Raw genomic sequence first — 25,307 nt, forward strand, 5'->3', positions numbered from 1 at the left:
CGTCTTATGAAAAATTTTTAATGAAATCAACCGCAACACCATATTTTCCTTTACTTGAGCAAATAACTATGGTAACATCCGTGGTAAAGAACAGCCTGACCGGTCATGGCTTCCTAAAAATGCAACAGGAGGTCAGGAATATGTTAAGTGAAGAGGTAAGAAATGCCATTGCGTTAAAAAGATTTTCACTGATAAGTCCGATCCTAAATGGACAAGTGAATAATCGTAAGGACTATTATGCTCAAATTTCATCAAAACCCGTAGAAATGCCACACTATGGCATAAGAAAATATTCACCTAAAACAATAGAGTCCTGGTACTGTGATTACATGCGTGGAGGATTGGATGCATTAAAACCCGGATACCGGAAAGACAGGGGTAATTGTAGAAAAATAGATACAGAACTTGCTGAAAAAATCCTTGAGACGAAAAGAAAATATCCTAAAGCGCCTACTACAATCATCTATGATAAACTAATAAAAAAAGGCATATTAAAAGAAGGGCAAATATCACTTACCACACTATACAGGTTTTTAAAATTTTCAAATCATGAAAGCATTTATGAAACTGAAGAGAAAAAAGAAATTAAAAGATTTGCACATCAATATATAAATGAGTTGTGGTATGGGGATTTAATGTATGGACCTTACATACAGGAAGAGGCATACCTTCCCTGCTCTATACGGACAATGGGAAGATTTACCGTTCACAGCAGTTTGAATTTATGTGCGCGGACGTAGGATGCGCTCTTATACATTCGAAACCCTTTGTTGCACATAGCCGGGGAAAAATAGAAAGGTTCTTTTTAACAGTTAGAAAAAGATTTTTATCCCAACTTAATATGAATAAAATTAAGAGTTTAGAAGAGCCGGTATTCATATACTATGAAGGCAAGAAAATCGGTGAAGCCTTGCAGGTTAATTTTCATGACAATGCCCATATGAAACGAAGGGGCAGACCTAAAAATTCTGAGTTAATAGTGGATTTACAAAATAACGAAGTATCTGTAACACATGCTGACATGCCTAAATCAAAACAAACAATTTCATTTAAAACAATTATGGAAGGAGAGAAATAATTATGTTCAGACAGTTTTTTGGACTAAAATACAATCCTTTTGGAAAAGAAATTGATATTTCTGATGTTTATGAAAGTGAAGATATTAAGGAATTAAATTCAAGATTTAAATATATTCAAAACATCCGGGGAATGTTTCTTTTAGTCGGTGAACCGGGAATGGGAAATCCACCGCCTTAAGAAAATTTTCAGCCGGGTTAAATCCGGGACTTTACAAACCCTGCTATTTTTCTCTCTCAACAGTTACCGTTATGGATTTTTACCGGGGTCTTTTAATATCTTTAGGAGAAGTGCCTTCACATAAGAAGGTTACAATGTTTCATCAGATACAACAAGCAATAATGTCTTTGTACTATATACCCAGGCTGCAATTGAAGCTATTTATTCTGCATCAAAAGGCGTACCCCGCCTTGTTAACAGTCTTGCAACCTCAAGCCTTATGTATGCTTGTTCAATAAAGCAAAAGCATGTAGATGAAGAAATCGTATACCAAGGACAAAAAGACTTTGATATCTAAAATACTTTTATCTTTAACCGGCAGCCTTAGTACAACGGTTATAAACCGTTTAAGTAATAAATGTTGTAAACTTATTGAATTTATACTTAAAAGTTTTCTATTATCAATATTTTGATTAAAATTTTAAGAGCAGTTAATCTGCTCATTTTTATTATACAAATTTGAAAGTGTTATGCAATACTTATTTTTCCAAATTTTATTTTGAATCCTACTGGAATTTGAAAATTTGATTATCGCGTTCCTATTTTAATTTGAAAATATTCACTAATTTGTGGTAAAATTGACCTAAAATAATTTGAAAATATTATCTAATTTAATTTGAAAATTTACAATAACGGATAATAAAAACTTCCCCTTTGCTCCTTTTCTTTATCACTTTCTCAAACCATAAGCACATAATGAAGATATATGTTTGCCAATATCGGTGAAACTACTGAACCCTAGGCTGTACCCTTGTCTGTTGCTTCAAATCTACCTCTCTCCATTATCCCTGCTTTTAGAAATCTCACTATCAGCCTTTTTATGTTTGGGTCCGCTATCCTGTGTCCTATAAACTTCATCATCCATTCATGGTCAACGTTGTTGAAGAATCCTTTTATATCTGCATCAACTATATAGTTTATCTTATCTTTTATAATTGTTTTGTTTATTGCTCTCAGCGCATCATGACCGCTCCTGTTTGGTCTGAAACCATAAGAAAAGTCAAGAAAATCTTGCTCATAGATTGCTTCCAGTATTCTTGCAAGTCCCATCTGTACTATCTTGTCCTCGTATGCAGCTATGCCCAGTGGCCTTAGTTCTTTCCCATTCGCTTTCGGTATATATGTTCTTCTTGCGGGTTGTGGTTTATAACTATGTGTTTTTAGACGGCTTATTTCGTTTCCATCAATCCCTACCCCTGTGTGTAGTTAATGTTTCCTTAACAAGAGCGATTGTACGTAACCTCCTTTTCTCCTCCGGCATTACCCAGCATCATTAATACTATTAGGTTATCCGACTCCCTGACAATCTTTTGACTTCCTTCCTTTTTATCGGTTGTACATCATACTTGCTTTCGCAAGAATCGTCAGGGTCTCCCGGGTTACCGTGGAGTCTTTGTACAGTATGCCCGGCTCTTTGACCTCGGGGAAGCCACATCACGCTCGCCGTTAACGCTTGATGCAATCCTGCCTTCCTGGTTTGTGAGCCAGTCGGCCTTCCCGACTTTGTAAAATTTTCGAGGTTCAATCACTCGCCCTTGCGGACTTCGGACCTACTGCCTAACTGTCTACGCTTAAGCATCAATATCGCTACTGATACTCCAAGACTTGCTACTAGTTCCTCGGCTTAAGGTTTCCTCGGCGGGGTTTCCACCCGCTGTACTCCACGGCCTTGCCCGGCCGCACCACAAAATAATTTATATTTCCTTTTGAAATCTATTGGACGGTTAATTTTCAGAAAAAAGGATTTATGTATCAGGATTAAATGCTCATAGTTTCCCCATTTATTTCAACTTTCCATTGTTCAATATCTACGTTTAACTCGCCTGATATTACTTTATCCAAGTGCCACCACCAATGCGTATAAGGCTTTTCACTACTTCCCCAACGATATATTGGTTTTAAATAATTATAAAATTCCTCCGCCCTTAATAAAAGCTTTTTATCATATTCTTTCAATATAGCTTTATCCTCATCATCCAAAGAATAGAATATATCTGTCAAATAACTCCTACACGCAAATGTATCAATATATTCAAATGGACTAACATCTAGAACTTGACTAACATCATAACCATAATCTTTAATTTTCATTTTGTTATCAATCATTATTTATACACATCTCCAATCTTTCCAATAAATTCAACTTTTAAATGTTCATTCAGGTAATCCGAATATGTCATTGTATCTGGTGGAAAAGTTGTCTCCATAATACCATTTTCACCAACCATTACAATCCAATCCCCATCCCCAAATATATAATATTTTTGATCAAATTCTTCTTGATAATATTCATAAATGCAACTGTCCGGATTACTACAAACCTCTATTATTTTGTTATTATAGTCAATAACCGTCCAATTGGAAGGGACTTGATCCCTCTGGATTCTTTTTTTAAGATGTCGTTCTAATGCTTCCTGTGATTTCCATTCTGGTCCTTCTTCCAAAATTTTCTTTATTATTCTATGTACATTCCGTAAACTCTCATCTTCCGCAGCTTCATCTTTACTCAGTATAGTTCCATATTCAGTAAAGGGTGCACATACCATTTTTGAATCCGAATTACTTGTTATGCTTTTTGTTGTCATCAGATCGACAGTATTCTGTTTTTGTTCAACGATTATCTTATTTTTCGTTTCTTCTTCCAACTCAGGTAGAGGAGTTGAATTTGCATTGTAAGTTGCGGATGGCGCTTCACATAAAACTTCAATTTCTTGTCCGTACAGCGGCTTTATATGAATGGTAAAAGTACCTACACCTTCGTCGCTGGAATAACTTTCAGTATATTTTACCACAAATGCCTTCGAAAGTATAACCTTTCTTAACAATTTTTCTGATTTATAATGTTCTATAGTTATTTCTTTATAACAGTCAGGATTGGTTGCTGGAAGTAATGCCCATTCATATAGTGCTATAGTTCTCTCTTCAGTGTCAATATATCCTGTTATTTTTACTAAATTTTTATTATTACATCTAGAAGTAAATATGTAATCATTTGGAGTAGAAACATTATACTGAACATTTTCAATACATTTCTCTAGAATGGTATTTCCCCACAGTGACTTTGTATGACATTCCCTGCTTTTCCTCTCCCTTCTTTCTATATTATTTATGCATATTTTATCAAAAATTTTCTATATAGGGAATACAATCTCATATTAACTTTTATAAGATAAAAAAATTATTTTAAAAAAGTGGTAAGGAAGCAGTGGAAATTTACCGATATAGTAAAAAATGCAATTAAACAAAATATTTCCGTAAAAGTCTTACCATAATTAACTTAATTAAAAAATATTATGGGAAAGACAAAGGGAGGTTGAGTATAATGGACAAAAATATCCAGGTTGTAAAACACATTTTCCCACTGCTTCAGACAATGGAAAAAGGAATTAATCATATACAAAAGAGATTGTCCGAACTTCGTTATGAAGAAGCCAGGACGGTTTTAGAAGATACAATGCATGGAATTATATGTATTGAAAAGGCAATTAAAAACATGCAGGAAATGCTACCAGACAGTCAGATAGACGTTCTTACAGCTAAAATTAAAGACTGTATGAGCAAAGTAGTGGAGAATTATGAAAGTGAAGTTGCTTCAAATTTAGAAGAACATATACAAAATGAGATGCTTCCCATATTTTCAGACTGGAAAGCTGAGGTTGAAAGATCTTTATCTATTTTCAATGTAAGTACAGATATTTTAAGCAACTAATTTTGAGTAATTGATTTTGATTAATTAATTTTAAATGATTAATTTCAATAAGTAAAAAAACCCGTAAATAAAAACCCCCGTAAATAAAAACCTCGGTAAAGACTTAACAAAAACCCAATAATAATTTGACACTTTAAGGGAGTTTTTATATTAAATAAGAACTCTCTTATTTTTTAAAAACAAATTAAAATTTTTTTAATAAAAACTGCCGTATACCTTGAAATAAAGCACTGAAATTAATTGTAAACTATGTGTAGTGAAATTCCGATAATAGATATGAAGGAAATATCACGGAGGGATTTTTTATGAGAATTGATAGCATGGATGCTTCTTTAATGCAATTAAAAAACACACAAAATACAGTTCAAAATACCCTTGGTGTAAAGAAAACCAGTTTAGAAAATAATAATGTACAAAAAGTCACAAAAGATGAGGGCCAAAATTATTCTGACGTTACAGCTAAGGAAATCATTGATGCTATTGAAAAGGCAAACAAGGCGATTATAGGAGCTCGAACCCAGTTGGAATTTTCAATACATGAGGGAACAAAGGAAATATTAGTTAAGGTTATTAATACAGAAACAAAAGAAGTTATAAGGGAAATTCCTTCTGAAAAAATTTTAGACATGGTAGCAAAAATGTGGGAATTAGCCGGCATATTGGTGGACGAGAGGAGGTAGAACTATGTCTTTATATGGTATCTACAACACGGAATACAGCAGATTGAGATTTTCAGGTCTTGTATCAGGAGTAGATACAGGATATATGATAGAACAATTAATGTACATTGAAAAAATGAAAGTGGACAAAGTCGAGCAGGACAAGCAGATTTTAGAGTGGAAAAGGGATATGTACAGGGATGTTACAAATAAGCTGAGAGCCTTTTCTGACAAATACTTTAACCTTTTAAAACCTGAAACAAATTTCAGGTCTTTATCTGCATTTAATTTATTTAATATAAGTTCAAGCAATGAAAAAGCGGTAACAGCTGTTGCAGGTTCGGCGGCAGAAAGCAAAGTTTACACCATACAGGTTCATTCCCTGGCTTCAGGTGCAAAAATTGAAGGCACATCAAATATTACCAGAAACATAATTGCAAGTGAAGCTGTAGAGGATTTTCAGCTTGTCGGAAGAAAAATAAATGTTACTTTAGACGGTGTTACCAAAACAATTGAATTAAAGGATTATAGCGATATTGATCATATGATTGAAGATATAAACGCCTCACTGTCTAAAGCTTTTGGCGCAGGTAAGGTGAAAGTTAGCAATTCTGGCGGAAGAGTGGAGTTTAATGTGCTTTTAAACGGCAGTACTTTAATGCTGGCAGATGGAACCTCATTTTCCGGTGACCTTAAGAAATTAGGTTTTATGCCGGAGGATAATACCAGCAACAGGATATCCTTAGCATCCGGTCTTGAGAGCATTAAAGATAATTTTAAAAACACTTTGGCTATAGATAATCCGGAGGAAAATGTTGTATTTACAATAAATGATGTAGTTATTGATGTGGGCAAAAGTTACAAAAACGCAACATTAAGGGATGTTATGAACGCAATAAATAACAGTGATGCCGGTGTAAGAATCCAGTATGATTCTTTAAATGACAAATTTACTTTAACATCCACTGTTGAAGGTGCTGCGTCATCCATTACATTTGTGGATACCCATGAAGAAAACGGGCTTTTAAAGGCATTAGGAATTGTTGACGGGACCTATACCCAGGGAACAGATGCAGAGTTTACGTTAAACGGCGTTGAAGGAATGAAAAGAAGCAGTAACCAGTTTACCATTGACGGGGTAAGGTTTTCCCTAAATGAAATTTCAGAAGAGGAAGTAACAATTGAAATTAAAAATGATATAGATGCTGTTGTTGAAAATATTAAAGGTTTGGTTGAGGACTATAACAAGATTTTAGATGAAATAAACGGATTGATTCATCAAAAGAAGAACAGGGATTATAGACCCCTTACAAAGGAACAAAAGGATGCTATGTCAGAAAAAGAAATTGAATTGTGGGAAGAAAAAGCCAAAGAGGGTCTATTAAGTAACGACAATATACTATTTAATATATTAAATGAAATGAGAAAAGCTTTGTTTGATAAAGTGGAAGGAGTATCTATAAGTGTTTTTGATATAGGCATATCAACAGGTGCTTATTATGAAAGGGGTAAACTTACCCTTGATGAAGCTAAGTTAAAATCAGCACTTATGAATAATTTTGATGAAGTGGTTAAACTTTTCACGACTAAACCTGAAGATTCTGGAGTAAATACCGTTAATGACAGGGAGAAAGTTGTCCAAAACTACAATCAAAGCGGTATAACTCAGAGAATATATGATATTTTGCAAAAGAACATAAGAACTACCAGGGATTCAAGCGGCAAAAAAGGTATATTACTTGAAAAGGCAGGTATAGTAGGAGATGCATCAGAGTTTAATAATCTAATTGTAGATGAAATAAAAGCAAAGGATTCCATGATCCAAAAGATGCTTGAAATTATGTATCAGAAGGAGGAGGCTTATTATAGAAAATTTACGGCTATGGAAAAAATGCTGAGCCAGATGGAAAGTCAGTCTGTATGGCTTATGCAGCAGCTTGGTTTAGGATAACGGCAGGGCATCAGGATAACGACCTTAGTATAACGGCTGGGTATCAGTGGACAATTATGTATTAATATAGCAGCTGGGTTTGTAAATATTTTTATAATGGAAACTTGGAGGGGTAATAAAATGATAAGTAATAACCCGTATGGACAGTATAAAGAAAACACAGTGTATACAGCAAGTAGTGAAGAACTGACTCTTATGTTGTACAATGGGCTTGTAAAATTTTTAATGCAGGCACAGATAGCTTTAAATGAGAATAATATTGAAAAATCAAATACAGCAATAATAAAAGCCCAGAATATCGTTGCAGAGTTTAGAGGAACTTTGGACATGAATTATGAGATAGCAGAGCAATTGGATTTACTGTATGATTATATGTACAGGCAGCTTTTAGAGGCAAATATAAAGAAGGATGTTTCAATTGTTGAAGAAGTTTTAGTGATGGCAAAAGAGCTTAGAAATACATGGGAGCAGGCTATGAAAATTGCAAGACAAAAAAATAAAACCGCCAAAAGCGGCTAAATAGGAGAGGCATACAATGGAAAACCAACAAACTGAAAATTATATTGAAAGACTTATAGAAATTTCAGTGGAAAAACAAAAAAAGCTTGAAGATATACTCACCTTAACCAGAGCCCAGGCAAAAGCAATAGAGGAAGAAGGCATAGAGAGTCTTGGGAAATTATTGGATGATAAGCAGAAAATAATTGATGAAATAAATAAAAACGACGAAGAGTTTTATGCATATTATGAAAAAATTAAAGAAAAGTACGGGGTCAAAAGTTTGGAAAACCTGGAAACACTAAATACAAAAAACACCAGGGAACTTCAGGAAGTGATAAGTAGTATAAAAAAGACCCTTCAAGAAATAAGTAGGTTAGAAAAGGAAAACAATAAAAAAGTAAAGGAAACACTAGAGGATTTAAGTAGCAAGATAAGGAAAATAAATCAAGGGAAGAAAGCCAGCAACGTCTATAGCAGAGATTCAGAAACTAACGCAGTATCATATTTTATTGATCAGAAGAAGTAGATGAAAAGTCTGCTTCTTCTGATTCTTTTTTGAATGTTATGATTTATAAGATGATTTATCAAAATATTATGATTTTCTGAATTTTATGAAATTTCCGAATCTACTAAAGTTTATGAGTTCTCAGCATCTTCAATATCTTCCCCTTTAATACTGTTATTTATAAAATCTAGTACTTTTTTTATGTATTCATCAGGGTATTCTTTATAAGTCTTGATATGGCTTGCCCCGGACGTTTCCCAAAGTTCCACGTTATCACCTGAAGCTTCTTTTAGAATATAGCTGTGCTTTACGGGAATTAATTCGTCGTCTGTGCTGTGAATAAGCAGCACAGGTCTTGGATAAATTTTGCCTATTTCATTTACAGGGCTTACATCCTTAGTATCCACACCCGTTAGAAGTTTCATAGTAAATAGTGTGGTTTTGTTAAAAAAAGAAGGTAAATTACTCCATACGCTAAGGTTTTCATCCAGGTACGAAGTAAGATCAGAAAATGGACTGTCTGCTATTACTGCATCCACGTCCTGGCTTTCAGCAGCTGCCAGAATAGCAGTTGAGGCTCCCATGGAAAAACCTAAAAGCACTATTTCATCAGAACCTCTTTTTTTAGCATATTCAATGGCACCAAGTAAATCGGATTTTTCAAAATAGCCTACAGATGTAACATCTCCTTCGGATTCCCCGGAGTTTCTGAAATCAAAGGTCATAAGATTATACCCTTCATTTAGAAAACTTTTTATAAGTCCAATTGTATCTTCTCCAAAGGGAAGTCTGTTGGAACCGTAGCCGTGGGCCAGGATAATTGTTTTATTGCTTTCGGGAGAGATGAAAAACCAACCTTTTAAAGTAACTTCATTATTTATATCCCTAAAAGATATGCTGTCATATTCAGGAACAATATTCGCTGAAAAAACAGGTAATTCCGACCTTTCAGGCTTTGTTAAAGTCATTGCTGTTTTTATGGAAATAATGGATATAATTAAAGCGGTTAAGGTTATTAACAATATCACCACTAAAATCAATTTTTTGGGCACCTGTCTTTTACGTTGTGTGTAACTTATTCCAGAAATCCTCACAAAAACATCCCCAATCTTAATGTATTTAAATTATTTAAAACTGTTTAATCCATTTAAAGCTATTTAAACTATTCAATAGCTGATTTTTATCTGAAAATAAAAATAATTATATACTTTATTATATTTTCTTTTTGGTAAATAGTAAAGCTTTGTTTGATTTTTTTTGTATAATTAATTTTTATATAATTAACTATAGCTTAATGATTATAGCATTAACTATAGTTTAGTGATGATAGTTTAATAATTGCAGTTAAATAATGATTTTCACTTAAGTTGACTTTATTATAAATATAAACTATATTATTTATAAATATCAAAACTTTTTTAAAACTCATTTACTTAGGAGTTGGTGGTTATTTTAAAAGAATTTTTTAGTCAGAGTACTTATGCAATGGTAATTCTTCCCCTGTTCATTTTTGTAGCAAGAGTTTTGGACGTTTCCATGGCAACAATAAGGATTATTTTTGTTTCAAGGGGAAAAAAATTTCTTGCACCTATCTTAGGTTTTTTTGAAGCTTTAATTTGGATTATTGTTATTGGCCAGGTGATGCAGAATTTAGGAAGTATTTTTTCGTATATAGCATATGCAGGCGGTTTTGCAACGGGAACTTTGGTGGGGATGATTATTGAGGAAAAGCTTGCAATAGGAGTGGTGGTAGTCCGGATTATAGTTATGAAGGATCAATGCCAGATACAAAGACGCTTATCTGAAGCGGGATTCGGGGTTACCACTGTTGATGCCCAGGGAAAGACTGGGGCAGTAAAAATAATATACTCTATTATGAAGCGTAAGGAACTGGACGATGCTATTGATATAATAGAAAGCTGTGACTCAAAGGTATTTTACTCCATTGAGGATGCTAAAAAAGTAAACTTAGGTGTGTTTAGGACTAAAGAGGCAATACCCTACAATTTGAAGAACAAATTTGGAATTGACAGGTTTCACAGAAGAATTGGGAAGAAATAAAAGCAGGCTGTATCAAATGCAAAACGGGAAGTGGTTTAGAAGTGGGTAAGGATATTTTGCCAAAGGCATGGGAAAGTGTGCTGGAATCAGCAACTTTTATACCTGTAATAGTAAAATCTATTAAAAGATTCCATGATACCAGCTGGCACATGGAGCCTAATATTCATGAGTTTTTTGAGATGGTTTATGTTAAAAAAGGGAATGCTGTATTTGAAATTTCAGGAACTTCTGTTGAAATAGGACCTAACAACATCATTATAATAAAGCCAAGGCAGTATCATAAATTTGAAGTAAAGTCCCAGGCAGGCTGTGAATTTATCGTTTTAAATTTCGGGTTTGAAAATAAATTTGACAATCAGTTTGCGGAAGTTTCATTGGAAGATTTTCTAAACTTTGTAAACAAAAAAGAATGGGGACGTTTTATATCTTTAAAAGTCAGCCACAAAAATGAAATAATCAATTTGCTAAACAGAATACTAAAAGAGAGGGAAAATCCTGAAATTGGAAGTGAATTTTTAAATTATCTTCTTGTTTTAGAGCTTTTCGTATTAATATCCAGGGCATTAAAAATGGAGTGGGAAAACAGTATAAAAAATAAAAGTCCCAAATTAAAAGAGCTTATACAGGCAGCTGTTAATTATATAAATAATAATTACGAAAGGGATATTTCCCTAACGGATATTTCTAAGTATGTATTTTTAAGCACAAGCTATTTTACCAGGGCGTTTAAGGAAGAAATGGGGGTAAGCCCTATAAACTATCTTTTAAATGTCAGGGTTGAAAGAGCAAAGGAATTATTAAGGGAAACAGATGCTAAAATAAGTGATATTGCTCTAAGTGTAGGTTTTTCTAATCAGCAGAGATTTAATGATATATTCAAAAAATATACCCAAAAAACCCCCCTTCAGTATAGGAAGAGCTTTTGTTGATAACTAAAATTTTTTCATGTCCAATACTTTTATTTTTATAAATTTTAATGATTTTCTTCTTATCTATTTTTAAAAGTTTAATTTTTTTCTTTTTGGCTTATAAAAAGTGTAATTTTTGAGGCTGTAAAAAAATATATAAAAGCTTCTTATTTTTTTATCTTTTATGTTATAATTGTGTTTGGCAGTGTTTGCATAAAATAAGCAAATATACATTAAGTAAAAACTTTGAAATTCTAAATTATGTCAAATACTGCAGGAAGAGCATAGCTTTATGTTAAAAAAACAGTATTTTTAGGGGAGGTTAATTTATGAAGGGATTAAAAGGACTAATATCCTACACACTCATTATCTGCATTTTATTGACAGCAACATTATCTTCCATGGGAATGACAGAAGAAGAAACTTTTCCAGACATCAAAGACCATTGGTGTAGAGAAACCATTGAAAAGTTTGTAGAAAACAACTGGGTTGTTGGTTATGACGATGGCTTATTTAGACCGGACAGACTTGTAACCAGGGCTGAATTTACGGCTATGGTTGTGAACATCTTTAAAGAAGAAAAACAGGTGGAAGAAAACAGTTTTACAGATGTAAGTAAAAGTGACTGGTTTTATAATGCAGTATCTTATGCAGCAAGTGAAGGTTTAATATCAGGATATGAAGATGGAACCTTTAAACCAATGGCGAATATGCAAAGACAAGATGCAGCTGTGCTTGCATCAAAGCTTTTTGAAGTAGATTTTTTTGAAGGTGCAGAGGATGTAAAATTTGAGGATGAAGATACATTTCCTGAGTACTCACGTCAGAGTATAAAAAATCTTGTATCTCATGGAATAGTGCAAGGTTATCCTGATGGGACTTTCAGACCTTTTAATTTAATAACGAGAGCAGAAGCAGTTCAAATGTTAAATGTTGTACTTAAGTATATTGAGTTGCCGGAAGAGACGCCACCTTTAGCTCCACCTGAAACACCGGAGCCAACAGAAGAGCCAACGCCAACACCAACACCACGCGTTAGAAGGGATACACCAAGAAGAACCTCTACGCCAACTTTGTTGCCGGTAGTGTCTCGTACATATACTACAACTGAGGACTTTGAAGAAGGAGAGATTTACAATCTAAGCACTGAAATTGAGGATAGGCTGATACTTAAAAAGCAGGAAATAGAAACTATTAAAAGAGAATACAGAACTACACAAATGACATATGGAAGAGATGGAGAACCTATACATATTGAAGTTACTCAAAAAGTAAACAAATCTGTATTAATGCCGGGGAAAGATGAAGTTGAAATTTCATTTAATCTTTTTGGACATGGAAAACCTGATATGCCAGAGAAGACTCCTATTGATCTTATACTTGTACTTGACCGTTCCAGCAGTATGTCAGGAAGTAAGTGGACTGCTACTTTAGAAGCTTGCCGCAACATACTTAATTTTGTGAGAAAAGAAGACAGAGTTGCAATAGTTACTTTTGATGGTAGTGCATACCTTAATAATAGCTTAGAAAGTGATTTAGATGTACTACTAAATGTAATAGACAATTTAAGCGGTCCCGGTGGGTCAACGAATATTGGTAGTGGTTTGGCAAAAGCAATAGAGACTTTTAACAATGAAAGTACGGATGGAAGAGATAAGGCCATTATATTATTGTCCGATGGTAATGCAAGCAGAAACCCTGCAGTAGCACAAGCAGAAATTGCTAAAGAAAAAAATATAATAATACATTCAGTAGGACTTGGTTCAGGGGCTAATGAAGCACTTTTAAAAGAACTTGCAAATATTACAAGCGGAATATACAGGTTCAGCCCTTCATCAGAAGAATTGGGTGAGATGATGGAGTATATGGCACAGCAGGTATTTGATACGTCCGGAAGAAATGTTGTTTTGAAGACGACGGTGTTAAAAGATAATGTAATAGATTTAGAAGTGTTGCCTGAACCTGCAAATATAGTTGAAAATGAAGATGGAAGTTATACATATGAATGGAAGTATGACAGGATAAAAATGCAAGAAGAAGAGGATATGTTGCTGTCAGTCTATTTTGAAAACCTTGAACATGGCAAAAAAATCATTCTAAAAGATACATCACTTGAGTACATTGATAGAAACAACAATACAATTGTTATAGATATAGACGATTTATCACTTCCGGTTAGTGAATATGTATCATATGGAACATGGAGCGTTGTATTTGACAGTAAAAGATCAAACACTCAGTGGGGAAGCATCTATTGGAATGACAAAGTATATAGCGATGACAAAGTAAGCGTAACGGTATCAACCAGCAATGACGGGAAAAATTATTCTAAGCCTTTAAGTGTATCAAATTATAGTACATTTAATATTAAAGACGGAAGATATATAAAGATTTTAGTTGAGCTTGAAATATCAAGTGAGGGTTTCAGTCCTGAGTTATTAGATCTTACAATAGGTTCAAAAGGTTTTAAATTACCAGCACCAGGAACAGAGCCAGAGCCAGCACCGGAACCAACACCGGAACCGACAGAAGAGCCAGAACCAACACCAGAACCAACACCGGAACCGACAGAAGAGCCAGAGCCAACACCGGAACCAACACCGGAACCGACAGAAGAGCCAGAGCCAACACCGGAACCAACACCGGAACCGACAGAAGAGCCAGAGCCAACACCGGAACCAACATCGGAACCGACAGAAGAGCTAGAACCAACTCCGGAACCAACACCAGAGCCAAAAGAATAATTACATTGTGTGAAAAATAGTTGCACTTTAAACAGGTGCAACTATTTTTTTAGAAAAAATTATTTATTTTTATATATTTTATGCTATAATTTAGGTTTGCATAAAACAAACAAATATATATTATAAAAACTAAAAAAAACATAAAAAACTAAAAAACTTTTTTTCTAGGGGAGGTTATTTTTTAATGAACACATCAAAAAGGATTATATCCTGCACTCTTATCATTTGTCTTTTATTAACAGGGACATTGTTTTCCATGGAAGCGACAGATCTAAAATTTAAAAGAGACTTTTCCGGACATCAAAGACCATTGGTGTAGGAAAACTATTGAAAAGTTTGTTGAAAACAACTGGGTTGTAGGCTATGATGACGGATTATTCAGACCGGACAGACTTGTGACTAGGGCAGAATTTACAGCTATGGTTGTAAACATTTTTAAAGAAGAAAAAGAGGTAGAAGGAAATAATTTCAAAGATGTAAACAAAGATGACTGGTTTTATAATGCAGTATCTTATGCAGCAAGTGAAGGTTTAATAGCCGGATATGAAGATGGAACCTTCAGACCAATGGAAAATATGCAAAGGCAGGATGCAGCAGTACTTGTATCAAGGCTTTTTGAAGTGGGTTTTTTTGAGGGTGCGCCTGAATTTACATTCAAAGATGAGGAAACATTTCCAAAGTATTTATATCAGAGCATAAAAAACCTTGCATCCCATGAAATAGCCAGAGGTTACCCTGATGGAACTTTCAGGCCGTTTAATTTAATAACAAGAGCAGAAGCAGTTCAAATGTTAGATGTTGTTCTAAAATACATTGAGATACCTGAAAAGACGCCACCTTTAGCTCCGCCTGAAACACCAAGACCAACGGTGACGCCAAAGCCAACATCTACGCCGATTTCAACACCAAGTCCGACACCAACAACTCCTAAAGGGGGTAGTACGGGAGGAACTAAGTCAACGCCAACACCGGAACCAACACCTGTTAATAATGCTCCTATATTTATAAGTACACCTGTTGAAGAAGTTGTTCTTAATATGGTAGAGGGCAACAGGGAAATAATAGATTTAACTAAATGGACTGTGGTTCAGTTATGTGATACAAATGATGATATTCCAAATTGGGTGCATTCTGAGCCGACAAAAGCAATGCAGACAAGAAATGCAAACCCATCAGTACTATTAAGTGATATTCAGGTGGATAAATGTATAGTTAACGGTAAATGGAGAGTTGATACATCAAAGGATGACGACCTTATGGGTTTTGTTTTTGGTTATCAGGATGAAGGACATTTTTATCTCTTTGATTGGAAGCAGACTACCCAAATGTGGAAAGGAAATAACTGTGAACAAGGAATGAGTGTAAAAGTAATTAATACCGACACGCCTATTTTAGATGGAGATTTATGGATGTCGGAGGGGAATGAAAGGGTTAAAGTAATTTATCGCAATACCATTCCATATAAGGATTTTGAAGACTATGAGTTTACTTTGAAGTTTTCAGGTAATGGGCATTTTAATATAATTATAAGACATGATGATGTTGTGTTGGATGATATTTCATTGTACGATGATACCTACACTACAGGAAAATTTGGATTTTACAATTATTCGCAAGAAATGGTTGTTTATGAAGGTTTTACAACTGAAGAGATGTCAGAGGGAGTTTATATATATAATGCTGAGGCCTATGATGAAGACGGTGATGATTTAAAGTACACTTTAATAAATGGTCCTGAAGGAATGACCGTTGACAGTGAAACGGGGGAAGTAAAATGGTTTGTTACTTCTTTAAACAGAGGGATATACGATGTCAGTATTAAAGTTGAAGATACAAAAGGAGCTTATGATATTCAAGAATTTAAGATAAGTATAGTTGAACCAACAGAAGAACCAACGCCTGAACCAACACCAGAGCCAACACCAGAACCTACTCCGGATCCGGATTATGAAAAACAATAATTGAACTTGCAACAAACGCAACTGTTTTAAATACCGGAACTACAGTAACAATAAAGGTTACAGCCATAGATAATGTAGGTGTGGAACACATTAGTGCTGAATTTAATAATCAACCTGTTGAATTGGATGAAACAGGTATTGGTACTTTTGTCGCTGATACTGCAGGCATGTTTGAGGTTGTGGCAAAAGCATACGATGCTGCAGGAAATGAAGGATATGCAAGTAAAGAATTATTTGTAAAAGAAGAAGGAGATAAAGTGCCTCCTGAAGCTTTTATAGAAAGTCCTTTGGAGTATACAAAGATACATGAGCCTGTAGAAATTATAGGCACCGCTTACGATGAAAACCTTGTAAAATACATTCTTGAATATTCCCAGTCAGGTAAAGACCGGTATATAAAGTTTGCAGAAGGCACAAAAAGTGTTAAGAATGATGTACTTGGTATTTTTGATCCAACAATGATGAGAAACGGGCAATATGACATTAGATTATCTGTATATGATTCAGGCGGCTATGTATCTGTTTATAATGTTTCGTATATAGTTGAGGGAGAAATGAAAGTTGGAAACTTTACAATAAGTTTTGAAGACTTAACAGTTCCAATGGCAGGATTGCCTATATCAATTGCAAGAAATTATGACAGCCGGAATAAATCCAAAGGTGATTTTGGTATTGGCTGGTCATTAGAATATAAGTATGTACGTATTGAGCAAAACATGAAACCCGGGGAGAACTGGAGACATGAAGAAAGTGGGGGAGTATTCAGCAGGGTTTACAATTTGTATGAGATAAAACCCCATAATATAACTGTAACTTATCCTGACGGAAAAGTTGATGAATTTAGAGTAGCTGTTTCACCAAGTATGCAGCCGTTTGCTCCCATACAAGAAGTAAGTGTATCATTTGTTGCAAAAAAAGGCACATTTTCAAAACTTGAGGCTTTAGATGAAGATAAAGTTGCTTATGTAGTGGGTAATGAATTAAGAAATTTTGACATGGAGTGTTATAACCCTCAAAGATATAAACTTACTACACGGGAGGGTACTGTTTTAATATTAAATATGAACAGTGGTCTGGAAAGTGTTACAGATATTAACGGTAACACCATTACATATACAAAAGACGGAATTACACACTCAGGAGGCAAAAGTGTAACTTTTGAAAGGGACAGAGAAGGAAGGATAACCAAAATAACAGAACCTATGGGTAACAGTATAAATTATGAATATGATTATTACGGAGATTTAGTAAAAGTAACGGATCAGGAAGGCCATGTTACAAGATTTACGTATAATTCAAACCATGGTTTGATAGATATTATTGATCCAAGAGGAGTTAAAGCAGTACGGAATGAATATGATGACGATGGAAGAATTATTGCACATATTGACGCTGAGGGCAACAGGATAGAATATTCCAGAGACATAGGTGCAAGGCAGGAAATAGTAACGGATAGAATGGGTAATGTAACTGTATTTTCATATGATGAAAAGGGGAATATATTAAAGAAAGTTGATGCAATGGGAAACACCACATCTTACACATATGATGAGAATGGTAATATGCTGACAGAAACTGAGCCTCTTGGAAATACTATTACATATACATATGATGAAAATAATAATGTGACTTCTTTCACTGATGCAATGGGAAATAAGACTGAATATACTTATAATGCCAAAGGTCAGGTGCTTACAGAAACAGATCCAATGGGAAATACCAAAATAAATGAATACGATTCAAAAGGCAATTTGATAAAAGTAACGAATCCTTTAGGAAATACAACATTTTTTGAATATGATTCAAAAGGGAATTTGACTAAAATGACAGACTCTAAAGGAAATACCACAAGCCATACTTATGATTCCTATGGAAATGTAATCCGAAAAATAAGTGCAGACGGAACTGAAACAGTTTATACTTATGATTCTGCAGGAAAATGTCTGACAGAAACCATAAAGATAGGAGAAGAAGAAATAACACAACATATGAGTATGACAAAAAAGGACGCCTTACAAAAATTATTGATGCATATGGGAATTCTACAACCATAGAATATAATCCTATTGGTAAGAAGTCTGCTGAAACTGATAGTTTGGGAAGGCGTACTGAATATATATATGATATTTATGGAAATTTAGAAAAAACCATTTATCCTGACGGAACGGAAGAAAAATTTACTTACGATAAAGAGGGCAACAGACTAACTTACACTGACAGGGCCGGAAATGTTACCAAATACTTTTACGACAAACTTGGAAGATTGGTTAAAAAGGTTAATCCTGACGGCAGTTTTACAGAGACGGAATACGATGTCAATGGACGTAAAATCAAAGAAATTGATGCGCTTGGAAATGTTACAACCTATGAATATGATAAAGCAGGTAACAATATTTCCGTTACGGATGCATTAGGAAATACTACTTTTTACGAGTACGACGGCAATGGAAATATAACCAAAATAATTGATGCAAGAGGAAATGAAATAAATTATGAGTATGATGAAACGGGAGCAAGGACAAAGAGTATTAATGCAGAAGGAAATACTCCTTTAGGTCAAAGGGCAACAGTAACAGACAATAGGGGAACTACAAAATTTGAATATGATGTTATGGGAAGACTTATAAAAGAAACCGGTCCCGATGGAATAAGCATTGAATATACTTACGATGCAGCAGGAAACAAAACCGGTGTCAAAGTTCCGTCCGGGACAACAACCTATACTTATGATAAGTTAAATAGGCTTTCTACAGTGACGGATCCTGACGGGGGAGTGACAACATACATATATGATGAAGTGGGCAACAGAACTGGTGTTACCTATCCTAACGGAACAAAGATGCTATATACCTATGATGAACTTAACAGATTGGTAGAGCTTGTAAACCAAGATGCCAACGGGGAGATTATTTCATCTTACAAATATACATTAGGACCTGCAGGTAGCAGAATAAAAATTGAAGAACATACCGGAAGAGTTATAGAATATGAGTATGATAATACTTATAAACTGTTAAAAGAAACTATAAATAATCCTGATGGAACTATACGTGAAATAAGCTATACTTATGATGCTGTAGGAAACAGGCTGACTAAGACGGATGACGGAAACACTGTGAATTATACTTATGATGAAAATAACAGGCTTATTTCAGAAGGTGAAAATGTCTATACTTATGACAATAATGGAAACACTCTTTCAAAGAAAAATGAGACAGAGACAATATTATATACCTATGGATATGATAACAGGCTTGTAAGTGTAGTTACAACCAACCAGACCGGTACATCAACTGTTGAATATGTTTATGACGTGGACGGGATAAGAGTTGGAAAAATAGTTGACGATGCAAAATTTAGCAGATATACTGTAGATAAAAATACAGATTATGCGAAAGTTTTAGAAGAAAGAAATGAAAAAGGCAAGCTTATAGTTAGTTATGTTCATGGGGATGATCTTATAAGCCAAAAAAGAGGAGATGTTAAAAGCTACTATCACTTTGATGGTTTAGGAAGTACAAGGGCTCTGACAAATAGCAACGGAGAAGTAACTGATACATACACATATGATGCTTTTGGAAATCTAATTGAAAAAACAGGCGATACAGAGAATGAGTTTTTGTACACAGGAGAACAGTATGATGCTAACATAGGATTCTACTACTTAAGAGCAAGGTACATGAATCCGGCTATAGGAAGATTTACAACAATGGATCCGTTTGAAGGATTTATACAAGATCCATACAGCTTGCACAAGTACCTATATGCCCATGCAAATCCTGTAATGAATATTGACCCTTCGGGTAACTTTACTTTAGTTAGTTCGTTATTGGGTAAATCATTAGCAGTAAGCATTAGTTTAAACACTATATTTACAACAATTAATGTGTTTTACCAAGGAATATTTAACGACATATATTATACTCCAAAACAGTTAATTAAAGATTACAGTATTGATGTAATAACAGGTGCTGTGGGTGGATTGGCAAGTCATTTTATAGGAGTTGGATTTGTTAATGGTAAAGGTTTAAGTTTTGGAGGGCGTATTATACAGGGAATGATTTCAGGAGGTGCCAGTTCGTTTCTTGTTGCACTGACAGATGAAATGTTAAGAGGCAATGCATATGATGCTTTTTTAGAATGGGCAATTACCGGTGAGACTATAGAAGTAGGAAAAATGGGAAATAGAATTGTATACGCAACTTTTTCCGGTGTGTTTTTCGGAGCAATTTTTACTATTGTTGATGAGGCGCATACTACCAGAGTTTTTGATGTAGAAAATGTTTATACAAAAACTATAAAAGAAAGATCATCAAAGACGCCTTACGATTCTGCAGCAGGAGTTACAGCAGTTGTAACATCCAGATCTTTTGCTGAAGTTCTAATAGAAAGATTTAAAGAATCAGTAGAAGAATGGTTTGGGTGGAGTTTTGATTAGACAGGATGTATAATTAAATTAAAGATATAGATAAACTACAAATATCAGGTAAATTGCAATTTACCTGATATTTGTAGTTGAAAAAATTCTGCTTAATAACAAAAATAAAAGGTTATATGGCTTTTGGAGGAATAAAATGCTTAGAGATATTATTAAAAAGATTGCTTATTGTTTTAAAACTAAGTTTATCTGTGTTGATTTTTTTCAAGGCCGGCTAAAAGCTGTTGAGCTGGGCAGAGGCGTGTATATTGACCGGTCTATTGAAGAAATAAGGAATGAAATTCCGGATAAGAAAAAATACAAGGAAGTTAAGGAAGGACTATTAATGGAAAAGTACTACAATAATATACATGTTATAAATTACTTTCTAGATATGTTAATTAAACATGTAAAATTTTATATAAAAGGATTTAAAGTTAATATTTTTTTACCCTATGAAAAAAAAGACTTTATTGATGAGTGGTATGCGAAGGTTTTCTTCTATAGCAGGATGCCTTTTTTATTCATAGAAGCTATTCCGCTGGATAATTTTACGTGTATATATAATGGTTTTGATATACCTATAGAAAATGAGCAAGGAGAATATATAAAGAATATAGTGTTTTTCATATATGACCATACTGTATATGTAGGTTTTGCTTTTGTTGGTTATGTTTTTGTTATCAGACCAATTGAAAAAAAGGCAGAAGATTTATCATCTGATGATATTTTGCTTATAATCAAAGAATTACTGGAAAACACAAGTGAAGATGTACATAAAAGATTTGACCAATTAACAAACAAGAAAAAAGAATATAAAAAAATTATTTCCGGTTGGAAAAAACCCTTTCAAAATACAATATATTTATTCTCAAAAGAAGATTTGAAAAAACAATACCACGTTGACGGGTACAAAATTAAATTCTTTAAATATGACGAAAACGACATTACAACAGGAATGGAAAAAATAATGGCAATAGAAAGAAAAATACGAAGAATTATTTTCAAATAAGTTAATTATTAGTTATGTCAACATAAATTGCAAAAATATGATTATTTATTTTAGACCAGAAAAAGCTGAGCCAAAAAACTGAACAAAAAAGCAGCGCTCATTGATAATATAGCAATAATAATCAACACTTTTATTACTATATCATGAGATACACCTTTTATTATAGAGAGATAAAAAGATTTAAATTCCAAGGTTTGACCAATTGCCATGGAAGGCTTTTTTGGTATTGATAAAAAGAGAAACTCTTTAGTAACTACAATACCATAATTTTCTTTCATTGCTATAAGTACCCCGGTTTTTTCAAATTTTTCATCTAAGAAATTATTAATATATCCTTTTAAAGTATCTAATTTTGAGGAAAAAATTAAAACGGCAGAAACAATAAACCCTTTATGATACCTAATGTCCCTTTTTTTGACTTGTGTAATTTTTTGCAGTTTTGACACGGGATAAATTTTCTTAGTTAAAATATCCTCCAATAAATCATTATTTTTCAAAATTTCTTCCGCCACTTTAAAACATTTATGTTTTATTATGTCATTTCTTGGTGAATACTTGAGAAGATTTTCATCAGATATTTTAAAAGGTTTAAGCATTTTTTTAAATATACTTATTTCATATAACATGGTATACTCTTTATGGTACTTGTTTTGTTCCGGTAGATGCAGTTGTTCAATTAAATGTAAATGCTTTTTTTCAAAATTGGAAATAGAAAATGTTTTTTTTCCATTGCTGAATTTTACATAGTCTAAAAGACGCTTTCTTATCAATAAAGAAGAAAAATCCAAAAAGCTTAAATGCTGGTTTTTACTATAGTAATCAATGGCCTCTTTAAATGCTAAAACAGCAACACTAAATTCAAAAGTATTTTCTATTTCAAAAGGCTTTTTTGTAAATTTTATTACTTCTTTTTTAATAAAAGGGGTAAATTCAGATATAAAGTTATCCATCAAAAGGCTGTCATTACTAGATTTAATTTCATTTATAGTTGAGATTATTGAACTTTCATTAAAAGTATCTTTATTTTTTTAAAAGACAAGGTGCCTTACCTCCATATCGCTGCATCTTTTCCTAAATTCCATTAATATCATTTTAACATGAAAGGGCTGTGGAGAAAATGGATTTGGCGAAAAATTATAAAATAAATCAAAAAACATTAAAAAGCCGGCATGATTAAGGTAAATATCAGGTAGAATAAACTAGTTTTAAGAATTATAATTAATATCTATAAATCAATATTTATAATGACAAAATATAATTAGTGTTATAATATTTAGAGAGAGTATATTTACAAGCAGACATTTTAACATACAAAAATTACAACATGTAAATTACTTATGACACACCGGTACAGAAACATATGGACATTTATCATATGAAATTACAAAAGGAGGATTTTGAATATGAAAAAGTACAATATCGGAGTTATACCTGGTGACGGTACAGGACCTGAAGTTGTCCGGGAAAGTGTTAAAGTTTTAGAAGCAGTCAGCAAAAAGCATAATTTCCAAGTGGATTTAGAGTATTACGACTTAGGTGGGGACAGATATTTAAAAACTGGGGAAGTATTAACTGACAGTGATATTGAAAAAATAAAATCAAGGGATGCTGTTTTGCTTGGTGCAATAGGACATCCTGATGTAGCCCCTGGTATTTTGGAAAAAGGTATACTGTTAAGGCTGCGTTTTGAGCTTGACCAGTACATCAATTTAAGACCTGTTATCCTTTATGAAGGAGTGGACACTCCTTTAAAAGACAAAGGACCTGAGGATATTGACTTTGTTGTTGTAAGGGAAAATACAGAAGGTCTGTATGCAGGAGGAGGAGGCTTTTTAAAGAAGGGTACTCCTGATGAAATTGCAATCCAGGAATCAATAAACACCCGTAAAGGTGTTGAAAGATGTATAAGGTTTGCATTTGAGTATGCAAGAAAGAGAAATAAAGGTAAAAAAGTAACGCTATGCGGAAAAACCAATGTTTTAACATTTGCATTTGATTTATGGGAAAGAGTATTTTATGAAGTGGCAAAAGAATATCCTGATATAGAGACAGATTACTGCCATGTTGATGCTACATGTATGTGGATGGTTAAAAATCCTGAATTCTTTGACGTTATTGTGACAGACAATATGTTTGGGGATATTATAACTGACCTTGGAGCAGTTATCCAGGGAGGAATGGGAATAGCTGCCGGCGGTAACATAAATCCTGAGGGAGTATCAATGTATGAGCCTATAGGAGGTTCAGCGCCAAAATATACAGGTAAAAATGTTATAAACCCACTTGCAGCAATAGCAGCAGGACAAATGATGCTGGAACAGCTAGGAGAAGTTAAGGCAGCAGAAGATATAGAAAATGCCATTAAGAAGGCTGTTAAAAATGATATTAAAGACTTAGGCGCAGGCAAAATGGGTTATGGAACTGATGAAGTGGGCGACCTTATTGTAAGTTACCTGTAAAAAATGCATGTCTAAAAAGGCATACATATAAAAAGTTTGTAAAAACCAAATATGCCCACAAAAATAAATACAAAGAAACAATGAAAGTCAAATAATATAAACAGCAAAAATAAGCAATAAATAATAAAAAAACAACAAGGGTTAAGCTTTTAAATAATTAGCTTAACCCTGTTATTTTTAATACTAATACAGATGAATTAATAAAAATAATCAGGTACTTCAATTAGTATTTGGTGAATTTAGCAACCATTTTACCTATTATTTTTATTTCATCTCTACTAAATACTTCCTTTCCAATTAAATCGCTGTCAGCTTTTAAAACAACTTTGTCTGAGTCTTCGTGAGGGCTATAATACCTTAGGATAGTAAGGTTTTCATACATAAGTAGTACTATATCCCCGTCTTTAAGGTCTGGTTTCATGTCAATTACTAAAGTGTCTTCATAGGAGATGCCACTGTCCAAAAGACTGTTGTCAGGACATTGGATTATAAAATGATTTTCGGCATTTTCAAACAAATGAGCCGGTACAGGATAGTACTTGACGATGTTGTACATATTGAGCAGGTCGTCTACATTACGTTGGCTTATTTTTTTGATTAGCGGCAGATATACGTGGTCGGCATAGTTTGAGTTTTCTTGTACAAGCTGGATAGATCTTGCTACTCTTGGCTGCCTCCTTATAACACCTTTTTCTTCAAGCCTGTTTAGTATACCTTGTACAGCTCCAGGTGTTTTCTCACCAATTAATTCGCCTATTTCCCTTACGGTAGGAGGCATTCCATTTTCCTTGATGAATGATTCGATTGCAGTATAGACCTTTTTTTGTTTTGAAGTTAAGAAATTAAAATCCACAGACACTTTAACCATCCTTTATTTATTAATTTAGTTTTATAAAATACCTTTGTAAGTTTAAATAAAAGTTCAAATGAGTTTACATAATAAGCAACATGTTAGGTATAAGTTTAGCAAAAAGTAAGCATGTTTTCAAATTTAATTATTGGCAATTATGTAAACAAAATGAAGCAGTATAAAATGCTTGGAATATGCAAGAACAGATGTTATTTGTATTGCTGAATCTATTGCAAAAAATAAATTGGAGATAAATGCAAATAAAAATAAGTTA

24 protein-coding genes are annotated in these 25,307 nt (G+C 33.7%); 17 read left to right on the forward strand and 7 right to left on the reverse strand.

What is annotated here, in order from left to right:
* Nucleotides 1-20 precede the first annotated feature (20 nt).
* The 3 genes from HVS_RS17120 to HVS_RS17130 all read left to right on the forward strand — a co-directional run bounded on the left by HVS_RS17120 (nt 21) and on the right by HVS_RS17130 (nt 1,257).
* Nucleotides 21-740: a hypothetical protein gene (locus tag HVS_RS17120; RefSeq protein ID WP_235827417.1), complete on the forward strand. Its 720-nt coding sequence runs from the start codon at nt 21-23 to the stop codon at nt 738-740.
* Nucleotides 741-841: 101 nt separating this feature from the next.
* Complete coding sequence (locus HVS_RS17125) at nt 842-1,078, forward strand: hypothetical protein (RefSeq protein WP_242971601.1); 237 nt, start codon at nt 842-844, stop codon at nt 1,076-1,078.
* Nucleotides 1,079-1,080: 2 nt separating this feature from the next.
* Nucleotides 1,081-1,257: a hypothetical protein gene (locus HVS_RS17130; protein ID WP_242971697.1), complete on the forward strand. Its 177-nt coding sequence runs from the start codon at nt 1,081-1,083 to the stop codon at nt 1,255-1,257.
* A gap of 777 nt (nt 1,258-2,034) precedes the next feature.
* Here the strand turns inward: HVS_RS17130 and HVS_RS17135 are convergent.
* The 4 genes from HVS_RS17135 to HVS_RS05985 all read right to left on the reverse strand — a co-directional run bounded on the left by HVS_RS17135 (nt 2,035) and on the right by HVS_RS05985 (nt 4,088).
* The gene (locus HVS_RS17135; protein WP_328587522.1) at nt 2,035-2,484 is read right to left on the reverse strand and encodes a reverse transcriptase domain-containing protein; all 450 of its coding nucleotides are present in this window, start codon (nt 2,482-2,484) and stop codon (nt 2,035-2,037) included.
* Nucleotides 2,485-2,578: 94 nt separating this feature from the next.
* Entirely contained in the window at nt 2,579-2,731 is a 153-nt protein-coding gene (locus HVS_RS05975) for a hypothetical protein (protein WP_159063404.1), read from the reverse strand.
* Between the two features lie 323 nt (nt 2,732-3,054).
* Nucleotides 3,055-3,402, reverse strand: coding sequence for a hypothetical protein (locus HVS_RS05980; RefSeq protein ID WP_101300172.1), 348 nt, complete (start codon nt 3,400-3,402; stop codon nt 3,055-3,057).
* Nucleotides 3,402-4,088, reverse strand: a complete 687-nt coding sequence (locus HVS_RS05985; RefSeq protein ID WP_101300174.1) for a hypothetical protein — start codon at nt 4,086-4,088, stop codon at nt 3,402-3,404. Before HVS_RS05985 ends, HVS_RS05980 begins: the two co-directional genes overlap by 1 nt.
* Before the next feature lie 530 nt (nt 4,089-4,618).
* On the opposite strand from HVS_RS05985, the gene HVS_RS05990 reads away from it, so the two are divergent.
* The 5 genes from HVS_RS05990 (at nt 4,619) to HVS_RS06010 (ending at nt 8,642) form a co-directional block, all read left to right on the forward strand.
* Nucleotides 4,619-5,005 (forward strand): DUF8042 domain-containing protein, encoded by a 387-nt coding sequence (locus tag HVS_RS05990; RefSeq protein WP_101300176.1) that lies wholly within the window; start codon nt 4,619-4,621, stop codon nt 5,003-5,005.
* 305 nt (nt 5,006-5,310) lie between these two features.
* A complete protein-coding gene (locus tag HVS_RS05995) occupies nt 5,311-5,685 on the forward strand; it encodes a flagellar protein FlaG (protein ID WP_101300180.1) in 375 nt (124 codons plus the stop codon).
* Between the two features lie 4 nt (nt 5,686-5,689).
* Nucleotides 5,690-7,615: a flagellar filament capping protein FliD gene (fliD, locus tag HVS_RS06000; RefSeq protein WP_101300182.1), complete on the forward strand. Its 1,926-nt coding sequence runs from the start codon at nt 5,690-5,692 to the stop codon at nt 7,613-7,615.
* Nucleotides 7,616-7,735: 120 nt separating this feature from the next.
* Nucleotides 7,736-8,134 carry a flagellar export chaperone FliS gene (gene fliS / locus HVS_RS06005; protein ID WP_101300186.1) on the forward strand — a complete coding sequence of 133 codons (399 nt, stop codon included), beginning with the start codon at nt 7,736-7,738 and terminating at the stop codon, nt 8,132-8,134.
* Between the two features lie 16 nt (nt 8,135-8,150).
* Nucleotides 8,151-8,642, forward strand: a complete 492-nt coding sequence (locus tag HVS_RS06010) for a flagellar protein FlgN (protein WP_101300189.1) — start codon at nt 8,151-8,153, stop codon at nt 8,640-8,642.
* A 110-nt stretch (nt 8,643-8,752) separates the two neighbouring features.
* On the opposite strand, the gene HVS_RS06015 is transcribed toward HVS_RS06010, so the two are convergent.
* Nucleotides 8,753-9,715, reverse strand: coding sequence for an alpha/beta hydrolase (locus HVS_RS06015; RefSeq protein ID WP_101300192.1), 963 nt, complete (start codon nt 9,713-9,715; stop codon nt 8,753-8,755).
* 391 nt (nt 9,716-10,106) lie between these two features.
* Here HVS_RS06015 and HVS_RS06020 point away from each other — a divergent pair, with 391 nt between their 5' ends.
* From HVS_RS06020 to HVS_RS06050, 8 genes are all read left to right on the forward strand, one after another.
* Nucleotides 10,107-10,682, forward strand: a complete 576-nt coding sequence (locus HVS_RS06020) for a DUF5698 domain-containing protein (protein ID WP_101304095.1) — start codon at nt 10,107-10,109, stop codon at nt 10,680-10,682.
* Between the two features lie 41 nt (nt 10,683-10,723).
* Nucleotides 10,724-11,611 (forward strand): AraC family transcriptional regulator, encoded by an 888-nt coding sequence (locus HVS_RS06025; RefSeq protein ID WP_101300194.1) that lies wholly within the window; start codon nt 10,724-10,726, stop codon nt 11,609-11,611.
* Nucleotides 11,612-11,919: 308 nt separating this feature from the next.
* On the forward strand, nt 11,920-14,334 hold the full coding sequence (locus tag HVS_RS06030) for an S-layer homology domain-containing protein (protein WP_101300197.1): 2,415 nt from the start codon (nt 11,920-11,922) through the stop codon (nt 14,332-14,334).
* A gap of 184 nt (nt 14,335-14,518) precedes the next feature.
* Complete coding sequence (locus tag HVS_RS17525) at nt 14,519-14,653, forward strand: hypothetical protein (RefSeq protein WP_268876570.1); 135 nt, start codon at nt 14,519-14,521, stop codon at nt 14,651-14,653.
* 76 nt (nt 14,654-14,729) lie between these two features.
* Nucleotides 14,730-16,295 carry an S-layer homology domain-containing protein gene (locus HVS_RS06035; protein WP_101300199.1) on the forward strand — a complete coding sequence of 522 codons (1,566 nt, stop codon included), beginning with the start codon at nt 14,730-14,732 and terminating at the stop codon, nt 16,293-16,295.
* Between the two features lie 80 nt (nt 16,296-16,375).
* Entirely contained in the window at nt 16,376-18,349 is a 1,974-nt protein-coding gene (locus HVS_RS06040) for a DUF6531 domain-containing protein (RefSeq protein ID WP_101300201.1), read from the forward strand.
* Nucleotides 18,235-20,733: an RHS repeat-associated core domain-containing protein gene (locus HVS_RS06045; protein WP_101300203.1), complete on the forward strand. Its 2,499-nt coding sequence runs from the start codon at nt 18,235-18,237 to the stop codon at nt 20,731-20,733. Before HVS_RS06040 ends, HVS_RS06045 begins: the two co-directional genes overlap by 115 nt.
* Before the next feature lie 136 nt (nt 20,734-20,869).
* Nucleotides 20,870-21,724 carry a hypothetical protein gene (locus HVS_RS06050; protein ID WP_101300205.1) on the forward strand — a complete coding sequence of 285 codons (855 nt, stop codon included), beginning with the start codon at nt 20,870-20,872 and terminating at the stop codon, nt 21,722-21,724.
* Nucleotides 21,725-21,774: 50 nt separating this feature from the next.
* Here the strand turns inward: HVS_RS06050 and HVS_RS06055 are convergent, their stop codons facing one another.
* A complete protein-coding gene (locus HVS_RS06055) occupies nt 21,775-22,674 on the reverse strand; it encodes an anti-sigma factor domain-containing protein (protein ID WP_101300207.1) in 900 nt (299 codons plus the stop codon).
* 453 nt (nt 22,675-23,127) lie between these two features.
* Between HVS_RS06055 and HVS_RS06060 the strand changes: the two genes are divergently transcribed.
* A complete protein-coding gene (locus tag HVS_RS06060) occupies nt 23,128-24,183 on the forward strand; it encodes a 3-isopropylmalate dehydrogenase (RefSeq protein ID WP_101300209.1) in 1,056 nt (351 codons plus the stop codon).
* A 223-nt stretch (nt 24,184-24,406) separates the two neighbouring features.
* On the opposite strand, the gene lexA is transcribed toward HVS_RS06060, so the two are convergent.
* Nucleotides 24,407-25,051, reverse strand: coding sequence for a transcriptional repressor LexA (lexA, locus tag HVS_RS06065; protein ID WP_101300211.1), 645 nt, complete (start codon nt 25,049-25,051; stop codon nt 24,407-24,409).
* Nucleotides 25,052-25,307: the final 256 nt, after the last annotated feature.

Source organism: Acetivibrio saccincola (genome assembly GCF_002844395.1).
GTDB classification, from domain to species: domain Bacteria; phylum Bacillota; class Clostridia; order Acetivibrionales; family Acetivibrionaceae; genus Herbivorax; species Herbivorax saccincola.